Annotated in this window: 19 protein-coding genes and 1 other RNA gene; 12 read left to right on the top strand and 8 right to left on the bottom strand. The window is 70.2% G+C overall.

From position 1 onward, the window contains the following. Positions 1 to 165: 165 nt before the first annotated feature. The 6 genes from AB0M11_RS19315 (at position 166) to AB0M11_RS19290 (ending at position 3,850) form a co-directional block, all read left to right on the top strand. The gene (locus AB0M11_RS19315; RefSeq protein ID WP_365706929.1) at positions 166 to 621 is read left to right on the top strand and encodes an SUKH-3 domain-containing protein; all 456 of its coding nucleotides are present in this window, start codon (positions 166 to 168) and stop codon (positions 619 to 621) included. 79 nt (positions 622 to 700) lie between these two features. Further along, positions 701 to 1,093: a barstar family protein gene (locus AB0M11_RS19310; RefSeq protein WP_365706927.1), complete on the top strand. Its 393-nt coding sequence runs from the start codon at positions 701 to 703 to the stop codon at positions 1,091 to 1,093. Next, complete coding sequence (locus AB0M11_RS19305; protein WP_365706925.1) at positions 1,075 to 1,407, top strand: hypothetical protein; 333 nt, start codon at positions 1,075 to 1,077, stop codon at positions 1,405 to 1,407. Before AB0M11_RS19310 ends, AB0M11_RS19305 begins: the two co-directional genes overlap by 19 nt. A 112-nt stretch (positions 1,408 to 1,519) precedes the next feature. Beyond that, entirely contained in the window at positions 1,520 to 2,062 is a 543-nt protein-coding gene (locus AB0M11_RS19300; protein ID WP_365706923.1) for a hypothetical protein, read from the top strand. Then, complete coding sequence (locus AB0M11_RS19295) at positions 2,059 to 3,324, top strand: hypothetical protein (RefSeq protein ID WP_365706921.1); 1,266 nt, start codon at positions 2,059 to 2,061, stop codon at positions 3,322 to 3,324. The genes AB0M11_RS19300 and AB0M11_RS19295 overlap by 4 nt, the downstream gene beginning before the upstream one ends. Further along, the gene (locus AB0M11_RS19290) at positions 3,317 to 3,850 is read left to right on the top strand and encodes a barstar family protein (protein WP_365706919.1); all 534 of its coding nucleotides are present in this window, start codon (positions 3,317 to 3,319) and stop codon (positions 3,848 to 3,850) included. Before AB0M11_RS19295 ends, AB0M11_RS19290 begins: the two co-directional genes overlap by 8 nt. A gap of 29 nt (positions 3,851 to 3,879) precedes the next feature. Here AB0M11_RS19290 and AB0M11_RS19285 read toward each other — a convergent pair whose 3' ends face one another. Further along, positions 3,880 to 4,392, bottom strand: coding sequence for a hypothetical protein (locus AB0M11_RS19285; RefSeq protein ID WP_365706917.1), 513 nt, complete (start codon positions 4,390 to 4,392; stop codon positions 3,880 to 3,882). 694 nt (positions 4,393 to 5,086) lie between these two features. After that, on the bottom strand, positions 5,087 to 6,067 hold the full coding sequence (locus AB0M11_RS19280; RefSeq protein ID WP_365706915.1) for a LysR family transcriptional regulator: 981 nt from the start codon (positions 6,065 to 6,067) through the stop codon (positions 5,087 to 5,089). 491 nt (positions 6,068 to 6,558) lie between these two features. On the opposite strand from AB0M11_RS19280, the gene AB0M11_RS19275 reads away from it, so the two are divergent. The 6 genes from AB0M11_RS19275 (at position 6,559) to AB0M11_RS19250 (ending at position 14,084) form a co-directional block, all read left to right on the top strand. After that, positions 6,559 to 7,698, top strand: coding sequence for an MFS transporter (locus AB0M11_RS19275; protein WP_365706961.1), 1,140 nt, complete (start codon positions 6,559 to 6,561; stop codon positions 7,696 to 7,698). Positions 7,699 to 7,809: 111 nt separating this feature from the next. Beyond that, positions 7,810 to 9,096, top strand: coding sequence for an extracellular solute-binding protein (locus AB0M11_RS19270; protein ID WP_365706913.1), 1,287 nt, complete (start codon positions 7,810 to 7,812; stop codon positions 9,094 to 9,096). A 2-nt stretch (positions 9,097 to 9,098) separates the two neighbouring features. Next, positions 9,099 to 9,980, top strand: a complete 882-nt coding sequence (locus tag AB0M11_RS19265; RefSeq protein WP_365706911.1) for a sugar ABC transporter permease — start codon at positions 9,099 to 9,101, stop codon at positions 9,978 to 9,980. Further along, positions 9,977 to 10,807, top strand: a complete 831-nt coding sequence (locus AB0M11_RS19260) for a carbohydrate ABC transporter permease (RefSeq protein ID WP_365706909.1) — start codon at positions 9,977 to 9,979, stop codon at positions 10,805 to 10,807. Before AB0M11_RS19265 ends, AB0M11_RS19260 begins: the two co-directional genes overlap by 4 nt. Before the next feature lie 11 nt (positions 10,808 to 10,818). Then, entirely contained in the window at positions 10,819 to 13,071 is a 2,253-nt protein-coding gene (gene yicI / locus AB0M11_RS19255; RefSeq protein ID WP_365706907.1) for an alpha-xylosidase, read from the top strand. Next, entirely contained in the window at positions 13,071 to 14,084 is a 1,014-nt protein-coding gene (locus tag AB0M11_RS19250; RefSeq protein ID WP_365706905.1) for a LacI family DNA-binding transcriptional regulator, read from the top strand. Before yicI ends, AB0M11_RS19250 begins: the two co-directional genes overlap by 1 nt. A 229-nt stretch (positions 14,085 to 14,313) precedes the next feature. Here the strand turns inward: AB0M11_RS19250 and AB0M11_RS19245 are convergent, their stop codons facing one another. The 6 genes from AB0M11_RS19245 to ftsE form a co-directional block, all read right to left on the bottom strand. Then, on the bottom strand, positions 14,314 to 15,582 hold the full coding sequence (locus tag AB0M11_RS19245; protein ID WP_365706903.1) for a hypothetical protein: 1,269 nt from the start codon (positions 15,580 to 15,582) through the stop codon (positions 14,314 to 14,316). Between the two features lie 310 nt (positions 15,583 to 15,892). Continuing rightward, positions 15,893 to 16,287: a transfer-messenger RNA gene (ssrA, locus tag AB0M11_RS19240) on the bottom strand. A gap of 111 nt (positions 16,288 to 16,398) precedes the next feature. Next, complete coding sequence (smpB, locus tag AB0M11_RS19235) at positions 16,399 to 16,941, bottom strand: SsrA-binding protein SmpB (RefSeq protein ID WP_365706959.1); 543 nt, start codon at positions 16,939 to 16,941, stop codon at positions 16,399 to 16,401. Between the two features lie 98 nt (positions 16,942 to 17,039). Beyond that, positions 17,040 to 18,209: a S41 family peptidase gene (locus tag AB0M11_RS19230; protein ID WP_365706901.1), complete on the bottom strand. Its 1,170-nt coding sequence runs from the start codon at positions 18,207 to 18,209 to the stop codon at positions 17,040 to 17,042. Between the two features lie 68 nt (positions 18,210 to 18,277). Continuing rightward, entirely contained in the window at positions 18,278 to 19,195 is a 918-nt protein-coding gene (gene ftsX, locus AB0M11_RS19225; protein WP_365706899.1) for a permease-like cell division protein FtsX, read from the bottom strand. A 35-nt stretch (positions 19,196 to 19,230) separates the two neighbouring features. Beyond that, complete coding sequence (gene ftsE / locus AB0M11_RS19220; protein WP_365706897.1) at positions 19,231 to 19,920, bottom strand: cell division ATP-binding protein FtsE; 690 nt, start codon at positions 19,918 to 19,920, stop codon at positions 19,231 to 19,233.

Below are 19,920 nucleotides of genomic sequence, written 5' to 3'. Positions count from 1 at the left end.
GCAAGCCGCCGGGGGGCCGGCGGTGAGCTGGTCGCACGCCGGGTCGAGCAGCGGGCCCCGACCGTCACCACGGGGAAGGCCTCGTCCAGACTGCCGCAGTGCGAGGAGTGGGCTGGAATTCCTGCCCGGAAAACCGGACACGGAGGACGGCTTTGGAAGAGGGCGGTGGACCTAGAAGTGAATGCGGAGACCACGCCGCGGTGGTCGGCTGAGACGGAGCGTGGCCTACGGGCGGCAGGGTGGTTTCCGGGCCGTTCGTTGCCCACCCGGGAATGGGAAACCACGCTCCTGGAACACGGCGGCTTCGGGATTCACGACGCGGCCCGCCGCTTCCTCGCCGAGTTCGGCGGGCTGGAGAGCCGCGAGCGAGGGCCGGGAAAGACGATGGTCCGGATGGGGTTCAGCCTGGACCCGACCGCTGCCGAGTGGGACGACGAGATCTTCGACGTGCTCAGCGAGGAGGCCGACACTGAGCTCTATCCGATCGGGTCGGCCGACCGACGGAACAGCTACTTGGGGATCGCGCCGGACGGCGCGGTCTACATCGGCATGGACAGCGTCACACTTCTTGCAGAGACGAGCGATCGTGCGCTGGGGAAACTCGTGGAGGGAATCCGTTAGCGGCAACGCCGCCACGAGCCGCGGTGGGGCGTCCTGGTCCGTCTTCACACCGGAAGGTTCGGCCGAGGTCCAGCGGCGAATGTCGGAGGTGACGGCGAGTGGCGGCCTGGTCCATCACTTCGACGCTCGTGATCTGATGACCGAACAGGGCGTCCACCGCACCTTCGCGGAAACCCTCCGCTTCGCCGGCTACTTCGGCCGGAACTGGGATGCCCTGGTCGGCTGCCTGCACGACCTCTGCGACGAAGTCACGGGAGGCGGAGCGGGGATCGCGGGCGTCGTACACTACGCTGATCTCCTGTTGTGGACGGAGCACTTCCCCGTGCTCGTATCGGTCCTCTGCCAAGGCGGCGACCGCGCGAACTCGGCCGTGGACCTCGACGGCAATCCCCTGGACCGACCCGCCGTCGCCGAACACCTCGTTCTCAAATCACGAGTAGGACCTCCGACATCATGGCAACGGAATTCTTGATGGATCTCGACGAAGGAATGGTCGAGTACTTCCGCGACATCGCGAACGAGATGATCTCGCGGTTCGGTATTTCTCGGGCGGAAGCGGTGGCCAGGATCAACGAGCGGTATCACGACACGGAGATCTCTGCGTACCCCGATCTCATGTACCACGAATTCCCGGAGTACTGGTCGTACGGCCTGAACTACTACCCGAACGAGTCCGGACGCCTGCCGACCGGTGACGATGACGACGACGAGGGCTTCGACATGTCCGCCCTGCGCGTCCGCCCCGCGCCTCCGACGGACTCGCCCTACTGGACGCTCGGCGCCTGACCGCCTTGCTCGAGACGTACACGGGAGGCAACTGATCGAGTGGCATGCCGCCCGACGGTCGGACGACCCGCAAACGACCCCTGACGCCCCGGATAGAACCACAGGAGTGACGATGATGACCAACCTGGAGCGGGTGGACTCCCTCGTCACCGGCGGATACATCAGCGCCCAGCGGGCCGAGGACACCGCGGCCGCGGTGCCTGCGGCGCGGCAGCGCATCCTCGACTGGTTGCGGATCACCTCTGCCGAGGGGGACTGGCGCCGCTTCGAACGACTCGCGTCGCTGGCGCTGCACCTCCACCCCGAAGGGCTCGGACCGATCCTGGCCGCGGTGCTGCTCTCAAGGCCCGTAGGCGTGAACGCCGAGGACCTGGTCGACCTGCTCGGAGAGCTGCGGGCCCCGGAGGGAGTCGAGCCGGTCGCCGCCCTGGTACGGGAACGGAAGTCAACCGACGGTCCTTACTTCACCTTCTGCATCAAGGCCCTTCAGACCCTGGGCGAGATCGGCACCCCAGAAGCCGTCGGATTCCTGCGCAGCATCGCCACCGGTGATCCCGCGGCCTGGCCTGACCCCCTGCGCTGGCACGCCGCGGAGGAACTGGGCATCGAGGACGAGCTCGGCTTCGACGAGGATCGGATGCTGGGCGGATCGTGAGCCGACAGCATCCGCCGGATGGCGAGGGCCACGCGCCGGTACCCGATCTCGACGAGATAGAGGCCATGTGCGCCGTGGCCACGCCAGGACCCTGGTTCGTCAGGCACCTGGACGACCGCCATGCCATGAACCTGCTCGCCGTCAGCACGGTGGCGGACACCGGACGCGGGGAGCGGTGGCCCCGCTTCGACCACGGGGAGCTGATCGCGGCGACCCTGGTGCAGGAGCCACGCTACGTGGACTGCGCCGACGAACGCTGGGACGAGAACGCGGCCTTCATCGCGATGGCACGGGACGCCGTACCTCGGCTCGTGAAAGAGGTACGACGTCTGCGGCAGCTCCTCGCGGCAACCGTGCCCGGAGAGGGACACGCGACGGAGACCAGCACCTTCGCGTACCGCTTCCGTAACCCGCTCGGCGGGCTTGCCGCCGATCTGACGGCGGGGCACATGTTCCCGGGCGAAGAGGACGGCTTCTTCCTGCAGATCGACCGGCAGGTGCGCCTGATCCCGCCCGCGGGAGCGCACTGGCGGGACGTCCACTGGCTGGCCCACGGCCTGGCCGCGCACGCGTCCGCCCTGCTGTCACTGCACCCGGAGGGCCTGACCGTCAGAGTCACGTCGTTCACGTTCCCGCCCGCCCACTACCGGCCGGAAGTCGCGGCCCTGGCCATGGACGGCTGGGTCAGGCAGCAGTTCGGCCTCCCGGACCGCGGACTGCGGGTGGCCTTCGATGCCGGGCGGGGCGAGTACATGTTCCAGTGGGGAGAGGGCACCGCCCTTTCCCGGCCGACGCTCAGTTTCGAGTTCTCCGTGGCCGAGAACGTGGCACCCCCGCCGTCGGGATTCGACCTGGGGCACATGGACGTCCGGGGCGACCGGGGAGCGGCGAGCTCGCGGGACCGCACCCCGGACCAGGCGATGATGATCTATCTCTCGCTGTCTCTCCTCTTGGACGGACTGTGCCGTTTCCTGTCGGGCCGGGCCCGGACCTTCACCACGGCCGCCATCGACTCGTCATTCTCGCTGACGTTCCGGCGCCGAAAGGACGGCTCGATCGAGACCCTCCACGACGGTATGGTCATCGACCGCTCGTCCGCTGAGGACCTCGCGAGCGCCGTGTACACGGCGGCCGAGCGTTTCGCGGGACCCCGGCTTCCCCTCCTGCCCGAGGACGACGCAGGGCGAGAGGACTTGGAGAAGTCCCTGGCCGAGTTCGGGGAGTTCATGACACAGCTGCCTCAGGTGAACTCCGGTGAGTGACGGCACCTCCCAGCCCTGGGTTCTCCTTGTCCCGGAGGAGTCCACCAGGATCCGACGACAACTGTCGGAGCTGACAGCGAAAGGCGCCCGTGTCCACCACTTCGACGCCGGTGAGCTGATGACCGAACAGGGCGTCTTCCGCACCTTCGCGGACACCCTCCGCTTCCCCGGCTACTTCGGCCGGAACTGGGACGCCCTGGTCGACTGTCTGGACGACCTGTGCGGCGAGGTCACGGGAGGCGGGGCGGGGATCGTGGGCGTGGTGCACGACGCTGATCTACTGCTGCGGACGGGGCACTTCCCGCTGCTCGTATCGGTTCTCTGCCAGGGCGCCGACCGCGCGAACTCGGCCGTGGACCTCGACGGCGACCCCCTGGACCGACCCCCCGTCGCCGAACACTTCGTCCTGGCATTCAGGGATTTCGACGGCGCGAAGATCGCTGCGCGCGTCGAGCAACCCGGCCTCACCGTCACCACCGGGGACGGGTTCGTAGGGGCCGCGCTCGATCCCGAGGAATGGCACTAGTGCCAGGGGGCACCCTGAGCGACCGGGCCTCAGGTGGGGGCGGCCGACGCGCTGGGTGAGACCGGCGGCGGCGACGAGGCGGGAGAGGAGGGCGCGTCGGAGGTGGGCGGCACCGTGGACGGCTCGGCGGAGGCGGACGGCGATCCCGGCGTCGGCGAGGTGACCGTCACCCCGGAGGACGAGGTCGGCCGTGCGGAGGCCGACGCGCTCGGCCGCGCGGTTGTCTTTCCGGTACCGGACGCGCGGGAGGAGGCGCCGCCCGACGGGGTCGTACCGCCGCTCACGGCCGGGCCGGCCACCGGGGCGCCGTCGCCCGAGGACCGGGGCGAGCGTGCGGGCCGCGGCGAGTCGTCGACCTTGCCGACGGGCCTGTCGGCGTTCTGTCCCGGCACCGGCAGCCAGGGCGCGTCAGAACTCCCCGACAGCAAGGTGACGACGATGACGACCGCGTACACCGCACAGGCGAGGCCGACGGCCATCCCGAGCCTGCGGAGCCGGCGGCTGCGCCGCCCCGACTCATCGACGAGGACGGGGACGGGCACGGGAGCGGGGGCGGGGGCGGGGGCGTCGGGAGCGCTTGAGTCCTCGGCAGGACCGGGGGGTCCGGAAGATCCGAGGGGCCCGGAAGAACCGCGGGCCCCGGAGGCTCCCGCCGCGGCGGACCGCGTCGGCGCGGTCGACCCGCTCGGCACGGTCGACCCGGTCGGCCCGGTCCGCCGTATTCCTACGGAACCGGCGTCGTTCCGGACGGTCACCTCGTCGGGGTCGTGGACGGGGCCTGGGGCCCGGTCGCGCAGAAACACCGGGATCGGCGGCTCGACCACGCTCCACGGGTTTCGTAACGACCCGGCCCGCAGCACCTCGGTCGCCCCGGTGGCTCCCGCTGCTCCCGCCGCCCCGCCCCCGTCGGCGCCCGCCACGCCCGTCCCCACACCACCAGCGTCCACACCGCCCGCCGTCACCCCGCCGTCGCCCGCAGCAGTTGCCGCCGCCCCGTCCTCGCCCGTCACCGGCACATCCCGGGCGTCCAGGGCCACCTGCGGCATTTCGGGTTGGGTCTCTTCTCGCCAGCTCGTCACGCGCGTGCATCCCCTCACGGGACTGTTCCGGGCGCACTGACGAACCCGAGCACACGTCAACGGAACGGGCCCCCACCCGCTCCGAGCGCCCCCTTGCGGCTCTCCGCGCTCGGGCCCATGAAGCTAGCGCACGGGGGAGATCCGCGTTCCCGATGTGTCATTTGTGGTCGTACATCACCTCTTGATCACTGGCCGGAATCCATCCGTCGACCGGTCGCCGAAGCCAGCCCTCCGCCCGGCCGATCTCGGCGGCCGCCCGCCGCAACGCGTCGACTCCCGGATGGACCAGCCCCTTTCGCCATACGAGCGACACGGGCGACAGCGGGACCGGATCGACCAGTGGCCGCGACACGCTCCCAGGTATGGCCGGAAATCCCACTACCGCGAGGATGGGGTACCGGTCCTTGGCCATGACTCGCTGGAACTCCTCCTCCCCGACGGCCAGCGGCAGCGGCGGCGCGACCGCGGTGCCGCGCCCCTCGAAGAGGTGAAAGGCCAGGTCGGTCCATTCCAGGGTGCGTTCGTTCCCGGCGCCGGCGTACACCGTCTCGCCCGCGAGCGCGGCCAGCGGCACCGCTTCCAGGGCCGCGAGCCGGTGATCCGAGGGGAGAATTACGGCCATGGGTTCGAACCGCACGGGCTGGTGTTCGAGTCCGGAGCGCAGCGCCGGGTCCAGTCCCGCGAACCGTCCGAAGGAGGCGTCGAGCCGCCCGGCGAGGAGTTCGGCCGCCGCTCCGGTGAGCCCGCTCTCGTAGCGGGCCATCAGTTCGCAGTCGGGGGCGAGTTCGCGGGCGCGGTGCAGGACGCGGCGGGCGGTTTCCAGGCCTGGGGAGTTGAGGTCCACGAGCAGCGGCCGGGCCTGCCCGAACGCGGCGAGCAGGGCGTCCTGGGCGGCCAGCACCCGGCGGGCGTACGGGAGCAGCCGGGCACCGTCGGCGGTGAGGCTGACCTGCCGGGTGCTGCGGAGGAACAGCTCGGCGCCCAGCTCCCGCTCCAGCCGCCGTACGTCACGGCTGAGCGCCTGCTGGGCGACGTACAGCCGGGCGGCGGCGCGGGTGAAGTGGAGCTCCTCGGCGACGGTCACGAAGACGCGCAGCAGACGGGGTTCGATGTGGGCGGGCGAGGCGGGCGCTGGCATCACGCGAACTTACAACACAGGTGCGTGAATCGGCGCCCAGCAGGTGTTGGACCCCTTGATCGCCCGGGGCGACGGTGGTGTCCATGCCGCAACCGACTCCGCCGGACCCACGCGAGGCCGTCCACATCGACCGCGACCGAACCGTCCACACCGACCGGGCCGACCACACCGACCGCGACCGGGCCGACCACGCCGACCGGGCCAACCGCACCGCCGGGACCGCGGGCACCGCCCCCACCGCCGGCACCGCCGCCACCGCCGCCACCGCCGCCACCGCCGCCACCGCCCACACCGCCCCCACCGCCCACACCGCCCGCACCGCCGCCACCGCCCACACCGTCACCGCCGACTCCCTCGTCACCGTCGACTTCAGCCCCCGGTTCGACGGCCGATCCCGCACCCGGTTCGACGGCCGCCCCCGCCCCCGCCCGCCCGGCCCCTACCGCCGCCTCTTCGCCCTCCCCGGCACCCGGGCCTTCACCGCCGGGAACCTGCTGGCCCGCCTCCCGATGGGCATGTTCAGCGTGAGCGCGGTCGTGATGATCGCCGGGTCGCGCGGCTCGTACGCCCTGGCCGGTGCCGTCACCGCGACCGGCCTCGCCGCCACCGGGCTGGCCGGGCCCTGGATCGCCCGGCTCGTCGACCGGCACGGGCAGGCCCGGGTGGCGATACCCGCGACCGTCATCGCCGTGCTCGGCAGCCTCACCCTGCTGCTCTGCGTCCGCTACGGCGCCCCGGACTGGACCCTGTTCGCCGCCTACGCGGCCACCGCCACCACCCCCAACCTCGGCGGCATGTGCCGCGCCCGCTGGGCCCACCTGCTGCGCGACGACACGGCCGCCCTGCACACCGCGAACTCGTTCGAACAGGCCGCCGACGAGCTGTGCTTCATGCTGGGTCCGGTCCTCGCCTCCTTCCTGACCGGCACGTTCTTCCCGGAGGCCGGCACCCTGGTCGGCGCGGTGCTGCTGCTCACCGGTGCGCTGCTGTTCACCGCCCAGCGGGCCACCGAGCCGCCGCCCCGGGCCGGGTCGGCCACCGCACGGACACCGCTGCGCCTCGGCACCCTCCTGGTCTGCTTCGTGGCGACGGGCGCGGTGTTCGGCTCGATGGAGGTCGTCACCATCGCCTACGCCGACGCCCAGGGCCACCGCTCGGCCGCCGGTGCCGTGCTCGCCCTCCAGGCCGCCGGCTCCTGTGCGGCGGGCCTGCTGTACGGGGCGTCGAGACCGGCCGGACCGGCCGAACGCAGGCTCACCCTCTGCCTGTTGTCGATGGCGGTCCTGATGTCCCTCCCCCTCCTCGCCGCCCGCACGCTCGACAGCCTCTGGGCGCTCGCCCCCGCCCTGCTCGCGGCCGGCATGGCGACCGCCCCGACGATGGTGACCGCGATGACCCTGGTCCAGGACCGGGCCCCCGAGGGCCGCCTCAACGAGGGGATGAGCCTGGTGGTCACCGCCCTGCTGACCGGCATCGCCTGCGGCTCTGCGCTCGGCGGCTGGGCGGCGGACCACGTCTCGCCGACGGCCGCCTTCGCCACCCCGGCCGCGGCGGCCGTCGTGGCCCTCGCCGTGCACGCCGTCAGCGCCGTCAGTCGAATCGCTTCCCGCGATTCCTGTCACATCCATTGACGCTTGCACAGCCCGCACCTACCGTCCTGCGTCGAAGCGCTTCGACGTCCGGCATCGAACCGATTCGACGCGGGACGAGCACCATCCATCCGACTCCCCCGGAGGCATTGGATGTTGACGGCACGAAGGCGGACCGCGACCGCGGCGGCGATCCTCGCCGGATCGCTGCTCCTCGTCTCCTGCGGCGGCTCGGGCGGCAGCACGTCCGACGCGAAGACGCTCAGGCTGTGGCACTACGAGGGACCGACCAGCGCGATGGGGGTGGCCTGGAACGAGGCCATCAAGGAGTTCGAGGCGACCCACCCGGGCGTGAAGGTGAAGTACGAGGAGAAGAGCTTCGAGCAGATCCAGAAGACCGCCCCGATGGTCCTGAACTCCTCCGACGCACCCGACATCATGGAGTACAACAAGGGCAACGCGACGGCGGGGCTGCTCTCCAAGCAGGGGCTGCTCACCGACCTGACCGCCGAGGCGGCCCGGCGCGGCTGGGACAAGGAGCTCAGCGCGGGCGTGCGCACCACCAGCCGGTACGACGCCGACGGCGTGATGGGCTCGGGCAAGTGGTACGGGGTGCCCAACTACGCCGAGTACACCATGGTCTACTACAACAAGGACCTGTTCGCGAAGTACGGGATCGCCGAGCCGAAGACGTTCGACGACCTGACGGCGGCGATGGACACGTTCGTGGCGAAGGGGGTCACCCCGCTCGCGAACGCCGGTTCCGAGTACATGGCCCAGCAGTACCTCTACCAGCTGGCGCTCTCGAAGGCCGACCGCTCGTGGGTCGACGCCTACGAGCTGTACAAGGGCAAGGTCGACTTCCACGACCAGGCCTGGACGTACGCGGCGGCCACCTTCGCCGACTGGGTGAAGAAGGGCTACATCGCCAAGACGTCCAGCGGGACCACGGCCGAGCAGGCGGGCGTCTCGTTCATCCAGGGCAAGTCGCCCATCCTGTTCTCCGGCAGCTGGTGGTACGGCCGCTTCCAGTCGGAGGCCACGTTCGACTGGGGCAGCTTCCTGTGGCCCGGCTCGAACCTCACCCTGGGCTCCGGCGGCAACCTGTGGGTCGTACCGAAGAACTCCAGGAACAAGGACCTCGCCTACGACTTCATCGACATCACCATGTCGAAGAAGATCCAGAACCTGCTCGGCAACAAGGGCGGGGTCCCGGTCGCCGCGGACGCGAGCGCCGTCACCGACCCCAAGTCGAAGCAGCTCATCGCCGACTTCAACACCGTCAGCAAGCGCGACGGCCTCGCCTTCTACCCGGACTGGCCGGTCGCCGGGTTCTACGACACCCTCGTCTCCGAGACCCAGAAGCTGATCACCGGCAGCGAGAAACCGGACGCCTATCTGAGCAACCTCCAGACGGCCTACGACAAGGGCACCAAGTGAGGGTGCGCCGGGACTCGTACGCCCTCTTCCTGCTCCCCGGCGCCCTCGCCTTCCTCGCGGTCGTCGTCGTGCCGTTCCTGATGAACACGGCCGTCGGGTTCACCGACTGGCAGGGGGTGGGCAGCCCGCACTGGTCCGGGCTCGCCAACTACCGGGAGCTGCTGCACGACTCCGAGTTCTGGGCGTCCTTCCGGCACAGCCTCTTCATGGTCGTGGCGATGGCCGCGCTCCCGACCGCGCTCGGGCTGGTCCTGGCCGCCGCCCTGTTCGACTACGTCGGCAAGCACTTCGGCACCCGGATCGCGGCCGTGCTGCGCGCCTGCTTCTACCTCCCCCAGGTGCTGCCGGTCGCGGTCGCCGGCATCGTCTGGAGCTGGATCCTGGCCCCGGACAACGGCTCCCTCAACGCCCTGCTCAAGGCCGTCGGTCTCGGCTCCTGGCAACAGGACTGGCTCGGCGACCCTGACCTCGCCCTCTACACGGTCATGGGCGTGCTGGTCTGGGTGCAGATCGGTTTCCCGCTGGTCGTCTTCATGGCCGGGCTGGGCCGGGTCGACCCCCAGTTGTACGAGGCGGCCGAGCTGGACGGCGCCGGCTGGTGGCGCCGCTTCCGGCACGTCACGCTGCCACAGCTCCGCCCCGAGGTGTACGTCGTCCTGACCTGGTGCACGATCGCCGCGCTCAAGGTCTTCGGCGCGGTGTACGTCCTGACCAAGGGCGGCCCCGGCGGCGCCACCGACGTCCCCTCCTACTTCTCCTTCACCACGTTCTTCGAGAAGACCCAGGTCGGCTACGGCTCGGCGATCTCCACCGTCCTCACGGTGATCATCCTGGCGCTGGCGATGATCGGCCTGAAGTTGCAGAACCGGGCGGAGGCCGTATGACCCGTCCGACCGCCCTGCGCCGCTACCCCGTCCTCCTCGCCCTCTGCCTCGCCGCCCTCTTCATGGTCGTGCCGTTCCTGATCGTGGCGGTCAACGCGGTCAAGTCCCCGGCGGAGTACTCCCAAGACGGCCCGCTGAGCCTCCCCCACGGCCTGTACCTGGACGGCCTGAAGGACTTCTGGCAGCGCGTCGACTACAGCCAGAAGCTGGTCAACTCGGTCCTGATCAGCGGCTCGGTGGCCCTGCTCGCCACCGCCCTCTCCGTCCTCAACGCCTACGCGATCGGCATCGGCCGGATCCGGTTCCGCACCTGGGTGCTGGCGTTCTTCGTGCTCGCCAACCTGCTGCCGCAGGAGGCGCTGGTCTACCCGCTGTACTACCTGAGCAAGCAGGCCGGTCTGTACGACACCCGGCTCAGCGTGATCATCGTGTTCACGGTGATCCAGTCGGCGTTCGGGACGTACCTCCTCTCCGCCGTCCTCGGGCAGTTCCCGCGCGAGATCGTCGAGGCGGCCCGGATCGACGGCGCGACCAAGTGGCAGATCCTGGTCCGGATCGTCGTGCCGGTGAGCCGCCCTACCCTCGGCGTGCTGCTGGTCTTCTTCTTCATCTGGACCTGGAACGAGTTCCTGCTGCCGCTGGTCATGCTGATCTCCAACGACAACCAGACGGTGTCCGTCGCCCTCGGCGTCCTCCAGGGCCAGCGCCTGATGGACGCCACGATGACCAACGCGGCCGCCCTGCTCGGCGTGCTCCCGGCCCTCGTCTTCTTCCTCGTCTTCCAGCGGACGCTCACCCGGGGGATCGCCGTGGGAGCCGTCAAATAGGAGGTTCGCGCGTGAAGTTCACCGACGGCTACTGGCTGCTGCGCGAGGGCGTCACCGCGGCCCACCCGGTCGAGGTCCTCGACGTCACGGCCTCGGACGGCGCCCTGGAGATCCACGCGCCGACCCGGCCCATCCGCCACCGCGGCGACCTGCTGAGGGGACCGGTCCTGACGATCAGCGCGCACACCCCGATGCCCGGCGTCATCGGCGTCACCTTCACCCACTTCGAGGGCGAGCGGCCCCGCGGTCCGCACTTCGAGCTGCGGCGGGGCGACGTCGCGTCCCAGGTGTCGTACGACGACGCGTACGCGACCCTCACCTCCGGCGCGCTGACCCTGCGGCTGAGCCGGGCCGCCCCCTGGCGGCTGGACTTCCTCGCCGGCGGCCGCACGCTCACCTCCAGCGGCCCCAAGGGCATGGGCATCATGCGGGACACCGCCACGGGCGCCCACTACCTGCGGGAACAGCTGAACCTCGGGGTCGGCACCTCGGTCTACGGCCTCGGGGAACGCTTCGGCCCGCTGGTCAAGAACGGCCAGGTCGTCGACGTCTGGAACGCCGACGGCGGCACCGCCACCGAACAGGCCTACAAGAACGCGCCGTTCTACCTCACGGACGCGGGCTACGGCGTCTTCGTCGACCACCCGGGGAAGGTGTCCTTCGAAGTCGGCTCCGAGGCGGTGTCCAGGGTCCAGTTCAGCGTGGAGTCGCAGCAGTTGACGTACTACGTCATCCACGGCCCGACCCCGAAGGACATTCTCCGCACGTACACGGCCCTGACCGGCCGCCCGGCGCTGCCGCCCGCCTGGTCCTTCGGGCTGTGGCTCTCCACGTCCTTCACCACCTCGTACGACGAGAAGACGGTCACGTCCTTCATCGAGGGCATGCGGGAGCGCGAACTGCCGCTGTCCGTCTTCCACTTCGACTGCTTCTGGATGCGGGAGTTCAACTGGTGCGACTTCCGCTGGGACCCGCGGGTCTTCCCGGACCCGGAGGGGATGCTGGGGCGGCTGCACGAACGCGGACTGCGGGTGTCCGTCTGGATCAACCCGTACATCGCGCAACGGTCGCCGCTGTTCGCCGAGGGGAAGGAGCTGGGGCACCTGCTGCGGCGACCGGACGGGAGCGTGTGGCAGTGGGACCTGTGGCAGCCGGGGATGGCGCTGGTGGACTTCACGTCCCCGGCGGCGCGTGACTGGTACGCGGCCAAGCTGGAGGCGCTGCTCGCCCAGGGGGTCGACTGCTTCAAGACCGACTTCGGGGAGCGCGTCCCGGTGGACGTGGCCTGGTCCGACGGCTCGGACCCGGAGCGGATGCACAACTACTACACCTACCTCTACAACCGGACCGTCTTCGAGGTGCTGCGCAAGCACCGGGGTGAGGGCGAGGCGGTGGTGTTCGCGCGGTCGGCGACGACCGGGAGCCAGAAGTTCCCCGTGCACTGGGGCGGGGACTGCGAGGCGACCTACGAGTCGATGGCCGAGTCGCTGCGCGGCGGCCTCTCGCTGGGCCTGTCCGGCTTCGGGTTCTGGAGCCACGACATCGGCGGCTTCGAGGGCACCCCGACCCCGGCGCTGTTCAAGCGGTGGCTGGCCTTCGGGCTGCTGTCCTCGCACAGCAGGCTGCACGGGTCGTCGTCGTACCGGGTGCCGTGGCTGTTCGACGAGGAGTCGGTGGACGTGCTGCGGCACTTCACCCGGCTGAAGCTGAGCCTGATGCCCTACCTGTACGAGGCCGCGCGCACCGCCTCGGCGGAGGGGGTGCCGGTGATGCGGGCGATGGTGCTGGAGTTCCCGGACGATCCGGGGTGTGCGCATCTGGAGCGGCAGTACATGCTGGGGGCGGATCTGCTGGTGGCGCCGGTCTTCGGCGACGAGGGGTATGTGACATATTACTGTCCGCGCGGCACCTGGACCCACTTCCTGACCGGCCGGACGGTGACCGGCCCCGGCTGGGTCCGCGAGCGCCACGACTTCCTCAGCGTCCCCCTCCTGGTCCGTCCGGGTGCGGTGATCCCGGTCGGCGCGGTGGCCGACCGCCCCGACTACGACCACGCCGACGGGGTGACCCTGCGGGCCTACGCCCTGGAGCGCGGCGCGCAGGTCACCGTGCCGGTCGGGGACGTCACCTTCACCGTCGTACGGGAGGGGGACACCCTGCGCGCCTCGTGCAGTGATCCGGCGGCGCCCTGGGCGCTGGCGGCCGGGGAGCGGACGGCGCGGGCCGCGGTCGGCACCGGGTTCCTCTCCCTGGAGCTGCGCTGATGGTGAAGATCACCGACGTGGCCCGGCACGCCGGGGTCTCCCCCAGCACCGTGTCCTACGCGCTCAGCGGCAAGCGCCCGATCTCGGACGAGACCCGGCGCCGTGTGGAGGCGGCCATCCGCGAACTGGGCTACCGCCCGCACGCCGGCGCCCGCGCCCTGGCCAGCAGCCGCTCCAACGTCCTCGCCCTGGTGATCCCGCTGCGCACCGGCATCCACGTCCCGGTGGTGATGCAGTTCGCGGTGTCGGTGGTGACGACGGCCCGCCGCTACGACCACGACGTACTGCTCCTCACCCAGGAGGAGGGCGAGGAGGGCCTGCACCGGGTCGCGGACACGGCACTGGTCGACGCCCTGATCGTGATGGACGTCCAGCTGCACGACCCGCGCCTGCCGCTCCTGCGCACCCTGGAACGGCCGTCGGTGCTGATCGGCTTCCCGGCCGCCGCCGAGGGCCTGACCTGTGTCGACCTGGACTTCAGGGCGGCCGGCGAGTTGTGCGTGGAGCGGCTGGCGGGGCTGGGGCACCGGGTGGTCGCGCTGGTCGGCTCGCCGCCGGAGGTGTACCTCCGGGAGACCGCGTTCGCCCAGCGGGTGGTCCAGGGCTTCACGGCTGCGGCGGACCGCAACGGGATGGCGTCCGCCGTCCACCCGTGCGAGGCGACACCGGCGGGGGCGCGCCGGGTCGCGGAGCAACTGCTCCGTGCGCAACCGGCGTTGACGGGTGTCGTCGTCCACAACGAGGCGGTCCTGGAGCCCCTGATCGACGCCTTCGAGCACCTCGGCCTCCGCGTCCCCGCCGACCTGTCGATCACCGCGATCTGTCCGGACGAACTGGCGGCGGGGCTGCGCGTCCCGGTCACCTCGGTCGCCCTGCCGGCCGCGGAACTCGGGGAGCGGGCGGCGGAGTTGCTGATGCGCAAGCTCGCCGGCGACCCGGACGTGCCGGAGGCGACGCTGCTCCCGCCCCGGCTGACGGAACGGGCGAGCACGGCGCCGCGCGAGGCACGGTGACGGCACCCGCGAAACGGCGTCCCGCTGCGGGAGCCAAACCGGAGCGGCGCGCCGTCGGTTTGGAACCGGATCCGCCGACTGGTCCTGTTCGACCATGAACTTGACGGCGTCCACCAGGTGGCGCCTGCCCTCGTCCGGCACGCACCGATCCGCTGCCATCTCAGCGAGGACCGGGTCCGCCGGTGATGGCCGACGGGGAACGTCGGCCAGGGCCCGCCGAGCTCCCGCTCTATTGAGCCAGGAACTCCACGTTGCTCACATGGAACTCGCCGTACCCGAGCCGCTCACCGATCGCCTCGTAGCGGGCGTACTGCTCCGCCTTGAGCGGCACGAACAGCACCTGCAGAACGCGGAGAAACAGCCGGAAGCCGAGATCGGGGTCCACCTGTGAGACGACCTGCGCCAGCGCCTCCAACACGGCGCTACCCGCAATCGGGTGCCCGGGCGGGACTTCCGCGAGTTCCCGCAGGACCGGTTCCGCGAGGTCGACCCGCACCGACGGCGGCGGGACGGGGCGTCCGGCGGGGGCGGCGTCCCGTAGCCGCTCGCGGCAGACCTCGGCGATCTGACCGAGCCAGTGCCGTACGTCGATGCCGAGGCGGTCGATGGCGTAACCGCCGTCCGACGCGGCCAGCCAGAGGGTTGTGAGCATGTCGGCTGACAGGGGGGATTCGAGCAGCCGCAAGGAGTCCTCCAGCAGGACGGCCGCGGCGGTGCCCGGCGCCTGCCGGACGTGGTCGCAGGCTGCGGCCTGCCGCACGACCTCTTCTGCCGTCGCCTCGTGCCACTCCCCGGCGAACCGTTCCGTGAGCTCTGAGAGGCCGAAGTCCCCATCAGTCTCGCGCCGTGTCGTGTCGACAGGCGGCCAGGCGACGTTCAGCTCGTCGCGGATGACGGCGTAGGGGTACTCGAAGCGGTCGCTGAGGGCGAGGAACCGGTCGTACTGCTCCCTGCCGACCTCGACCGCGTATGCCTTCAGCGTCCGCAGGAACAGCCGGAACCCGAGGTCGGCGCCGGCCTGGGCGACGGCCTGCCGCAATGCCGGGATGGCGTCCGGTGGCAGGGCCGCCCCGCTCGGCTCGGCTTCCGTCGCCCTTATCTCCGCCAGGACCGCGTCACGCACCTCCTCCTCCGGCTTGGCCGGGTGGGGCGGGAAGCCCGACGGGATGGTGCTCAGGTACTTGGTAGACGTCGGGGACGTCCTGCGCTCCGGCGGTGGACACTCCTCCGAGGTCCGGCGCAGCCAGTCACGTGTGCCCGTGCCGTGGTCCGCCGGATCGAACCGCCCGCCGGTAGCGGCGAGCCACAGCGTGCGGAGGGTGTCGTCCGGCAGCGAGGTTTCCAGCAGCCGCCGGGCGTCCCGCCCGATCTGCGGATCCTCGTACGGCACGGGCATGGCGGACAGCTCCCCCGCGAGTCCACTGAGTCCGAAGTCCGTGTCGTACATCACGTAGTACGGCTCGTCATGTTCCGGCACCCGGCTAACCGATCCCTCCATAGGTCACCATCCTGCCCGGGCCGAGTTCGCGGGCGACACGTTCGGTCAACTGCCCGCCCACACCTTCCAGCCGTGCATAGGTGGTCTCCCGTTCGGCGTCATCGCGGCGCGGACGGGACGAGTCGGCTGAGACGGCCAGCTTTTCGCGTAGGGGCATGACAAGCCCGGGTCTGGAACGCACCAAGACCCGTGCGATACCTGTGAAGGTTTTTGACTGGCCGGGATCATTCTTCACATGGCTGCTCCGCGGCCCCTCGGACACGACGAGGGCCCGGTGGTCTGTGACCGCCGGGCCCTCGCAACATGGAGATTGTGGAGATGGCGGGAATCGAACCCGCGTCCAACGGTGCGGAACCAGGGCTTCTCCGTGTGCAGTTCGCTGTGATTTTCTCGGCCCCGGCGATCACGCGAACAAGTCGCCGACGGGCCCAGTCACTGTTTGGTTTCCCTCTTCACCCCGTGACCGGGATCAAGGTTTAGTCCCCTAGCTGATGCCAGGATCCGGGTCGGGAACAGCCCCGGGCTGACACTCCCATCAAGGAGCTATTCGATCACTACCTGATCAGGCAGCGAGAGCGAAGAGCTCGGGAGAATCGCTCTTGGAATTGGCGATTATTTTTTTCGGCCTGTGGTTTACGAGATCATGGCCGCTTTCTCGACACGCTTCCCCTGCTTCGACAGCCGCTGTCGAAACCGATCATCCCCATGTCGCTGTATTTAATTAAAAAACAGCTCAATCTGCCCACCCAGGCTTCCCCGGGTGTTGGTGCCATCGTACGTGACCAACGCCCGCCGATGCCACTGCATTCCCGCGCCCTACGCGCCCCGCTGCCGCCGCTTCGCCGCCGCGATCGCGCGGTCGCTCTCCCGGCGGTCCTGCTGCTCCCGCAGGGTCTGCCGCTTGTCGTACTCCTTCTTGCCCCGGGCCAGCGCGATCTCCGCCTTGGCGCGGCCGTCCTTGAAGTAGAGGGCAAGGGGCACGATCGTGTGACCGGTCTCCTGGGCCTTGACCTCCAGCTTGTCGATCTCCTCCCGGTGCAGCAGCAGCTTGCGCTTGCGGCGCACCGAGTGGTTGGTCCAGGTGCCCTGGCTGTACTCGGGGATGTGGGCGTTGTGCAGCCACGCCTCGTTCCCGTCGATCTGCACGAAGCCGTCGACCAGCGAGGCCCGGCCCTGGCGCAGCGACTTCACCTCGGTGCCGGACAGCACCAGGCCGGCCTCGTAGGTGTCGATGATCGCGTAGTCGTGCCGCGCCTTCTTGTTCTGCGCGACGATCTTGCGCTTGCCGCCCTTCTCGCCGTCCCTGGCTTTGGCGGCCGTCCCCTGCTGCTTCTGCTGGGACTCTTTCGGTACGTACATTCCCTTGGCCATAGTGCTCTCCATTTTCGCACTACGGACGGGGTGCGGGGGAAGCGGATTAGCGGGCGCCGGCCAGGTCCGCGACGGGGCGCCGAGGTCTAGGACGGGTCGCCGAGGCCGCTGAGGACCGTCTCCGCCCGCTCCAGCGCCCCGGCGGACACGTCGAGGTCGGGGGTGATGCCCCGGCCGTCGACGACATGGCCGGAGGGGGTGCGGTAGTGGCCGACGGTGAGTTCGACGACCGAGCCGTCGGGGAGGCGGGTGGGCATCTGGATGGAGCCCTTGCCGAAGGTGCGGGTGCCGAGGACGACCGCGCGGCCGCGGTCCTGGAGGGCGCCGGTGAGCATCTCGGCCGCGCTCATCGTGCCGCCGTCGACCAGGGCGACCAGGGGTCTGGCGGTGTCGCCGCCGGGCTCGGCGTGCAGGGCGCGCTGGACGCCGTCGACGTCGTAGGTGGCGACCAGACCGCCGTCGAGGAAGGCGGAGGCGGCGGTGACGGCCTCGCCGACCAGTCCGCCGGAGTTGCCGCGCAGGTCGAGGATGATCCCGGCGCCGGCCGGGGCCTGCCGGACGGCGGTGCGCACGAGGTCACCGGAGCCCTTGGTGAAGGCGGAGATCCTGATGACGGTGATGCCCGCGGCCAGCTTCCGCACGCTCACCGAGTCGGTGGACAGCAGCGCCCGGCGCACGGTCTCGCGCCATACGCGCGTGCCTCGTCGGAGGCCGAGGGTGACGGTCGTACCGGCGCGGGCGTCGGTGGCGTCACCCCGCAGTAACGAGACGACGTCGGTGACGGGCCGCCCGTCGACGTCCTCGCCGTCGACGCTCCGCAGCCGGTCGCCCTTCCTGATCCCCGCGAGGGCCGCGGGCGACCCGGCCTGGACCCGGCTCACCTCGATCCGCCCGTCCGCCGTGCGCCGGGCCCACAGCCCCACGCCCGTGTACTGGCCGTCGAGCGCTTCCTCGAACTCCTGGTACTCGCCCTCGGAGTAGACCGCGGCCCACCGGTCCCCGCTGCGGCTGACCGCGCGTTCCGCCGCCTCCATGGGGGAGGTGCCGTCGGCCATCGCCTCGGCGGCGGCCTTCGCGACGTCCTCGTGCGCGGCGCCCGCCCGAGCGGCTCCGGTGGGCGACTTCCGGTCCGGCTGCCCCGGGTCGGGGAACGCCCCGGTGGCCGCCCCGGTCACCAACAGCCCGGCGAAAACCAACGTCAGAGCCGCCCCCCGGCGAACCCGGCGGGGCTGACAGAACAGCTCTCGGCCTGACATGCGGGTGAGTCTAGGACAACGCAAGAGGGCCGCACGGGCTGTTGCCCGTACGGCCCTCTTGGCATGCGTCACACCTTCAGGTACTTGCGCAGCGCGAAGAACGCCGCAAGGGCGGGCATCAGAAGGCTCGTTGCGAGGATGAGGGGGAGCTTGGTCAACACGGCGTCCCAGCCGATGAAGTTGATCAGGTTGAGCTTGTGGGACAGGTCCAGGCCGTGGTCGATGATGAAGTAGCGGGCGATCACCAGGAATCCGCAGGCGACCGTGCCGCCGATCAGGCCGGCGACGGCGGCCTCCGCGATGAACGGGGCCTGGATGTAGAAGCCGGAGGCGCCGACCAGACGCATGATGCCGGTCTCGCGCCTACGGCTGAACGCGGAGACGCGCACCGTGTTGACGATCAGCATCAGGGCGACCACCAGCATCAGGGCCATGACCATGCGGGCCGCCCAGTTCATGCCGTTGAGCAGGCCGAAGAGGTTGTCGAGGATGCCCTTCTGGTCCTGCACCGACTGGACCCCGTCCCGGCCGTCGAAGGCGGTCGCGACGACCTGGTACTTCTCCGGGTCCTTGAGCTTGATCCGGTACGACTCCTGCATCTGGTCCGGCGTGAGGGAGTCGGCGAGCGGCGAGTCGCCGAACTGCTCCTTGTAGTGCTTGTACGCCTCGTCCTGCGACTCGTAGGTGACCTTCTCGACCACCGACATCTTGGACAGGTCGGACTGGATCTGCTTCTTCTGGTCCTCGGTCACCGCGCCCTTGGCGCAGTGGGGGTCGGACTCGGCGTCGCTCTTGTTGCAGAGGAAGATCGAGACGTTGACCTTGTCGTACCAGTAGCCCTTCATGGTGTTGACCTGGTCGCTCATCAGGAGCGAGCCACCGAAGAGCGCCAGGGACAGGGCGACCGAGACGATGACCGCGAAGGTCATCGTCAGATTGCGGCGGAGACCGACTCCGATCTCCGACAGTACGAACGAGGCGCGCATGGCGTCGGGTTATGCCTTTCCGTGGACGGGCGCGGTCAGTGCTGGTAGCCGTAGACGCCTCGGGTCTGGTCCCGGACGAGGCGGCCCTTCTCCAGCTCGATGACACGCTTGCGCATCTGGTCCACGATGTTCTGGTCGTGGGTGGCCATGATCACGGTGGTGCCGGTCCGGTTGATGCGGTCCAGCAGCTTCATGATGCCGACCGAGGTCTGAGGGTCGAGGTTGCCGGTGGGCTCGTCCGCGATCAGCAGCTTGGGCCGGTTCACGAAGGCGCGCGCGATGGCCACGCGCTGCTGCTCACCGCCGGACAGCTCACCGGGCCTGCGGTCCTCCTTGCCGCCGAGCCCGACGAGGTCGAGCACCTGGGGCACGGACTTGCGGATCTCGCCCTTGGACTTGCCGATGACCTCCTGGGCGAAGGCCACGTTCTCGGCGACCGTCTTGTTGGGCAGCAGGCGGAAGTCCTGGAAGACCGTCCCGAGCTGGCGGCGCATCTGCGGCACCTTCCAGTTGGACAGCCGGGCGAGGTCCTTGCCGAGGACGTGCACCTGACCGTGGCTGCACCGCTCCTCGCGGAGGATCAGCCGCAGGAAGGTGGACTTTCCGGAGCCTGAGGACCCCACGAGGAAGACGAACTCGCCCTTCTCCACTTCCAGGGACACATCCCTGAGTGCGGGGCGGCTCTGCTTGGGGTAGACCTTGGAGACATTGTCGAATCGGATCAC

The organism is Streptomyces sp. NPDC051987, assembly GCF_040680735.1.
In the GTDB taxonomy this organism is placed as follows: Bacteria; Actinomycetota; Actinomycetes; order Streptomycetales; family Streptomycetaceae; genus Streptomyces.
Note: the sequence above shows the minus strand (reverse complement) of the source record. Positions and strands in the feature narration are given on the sequence as shown.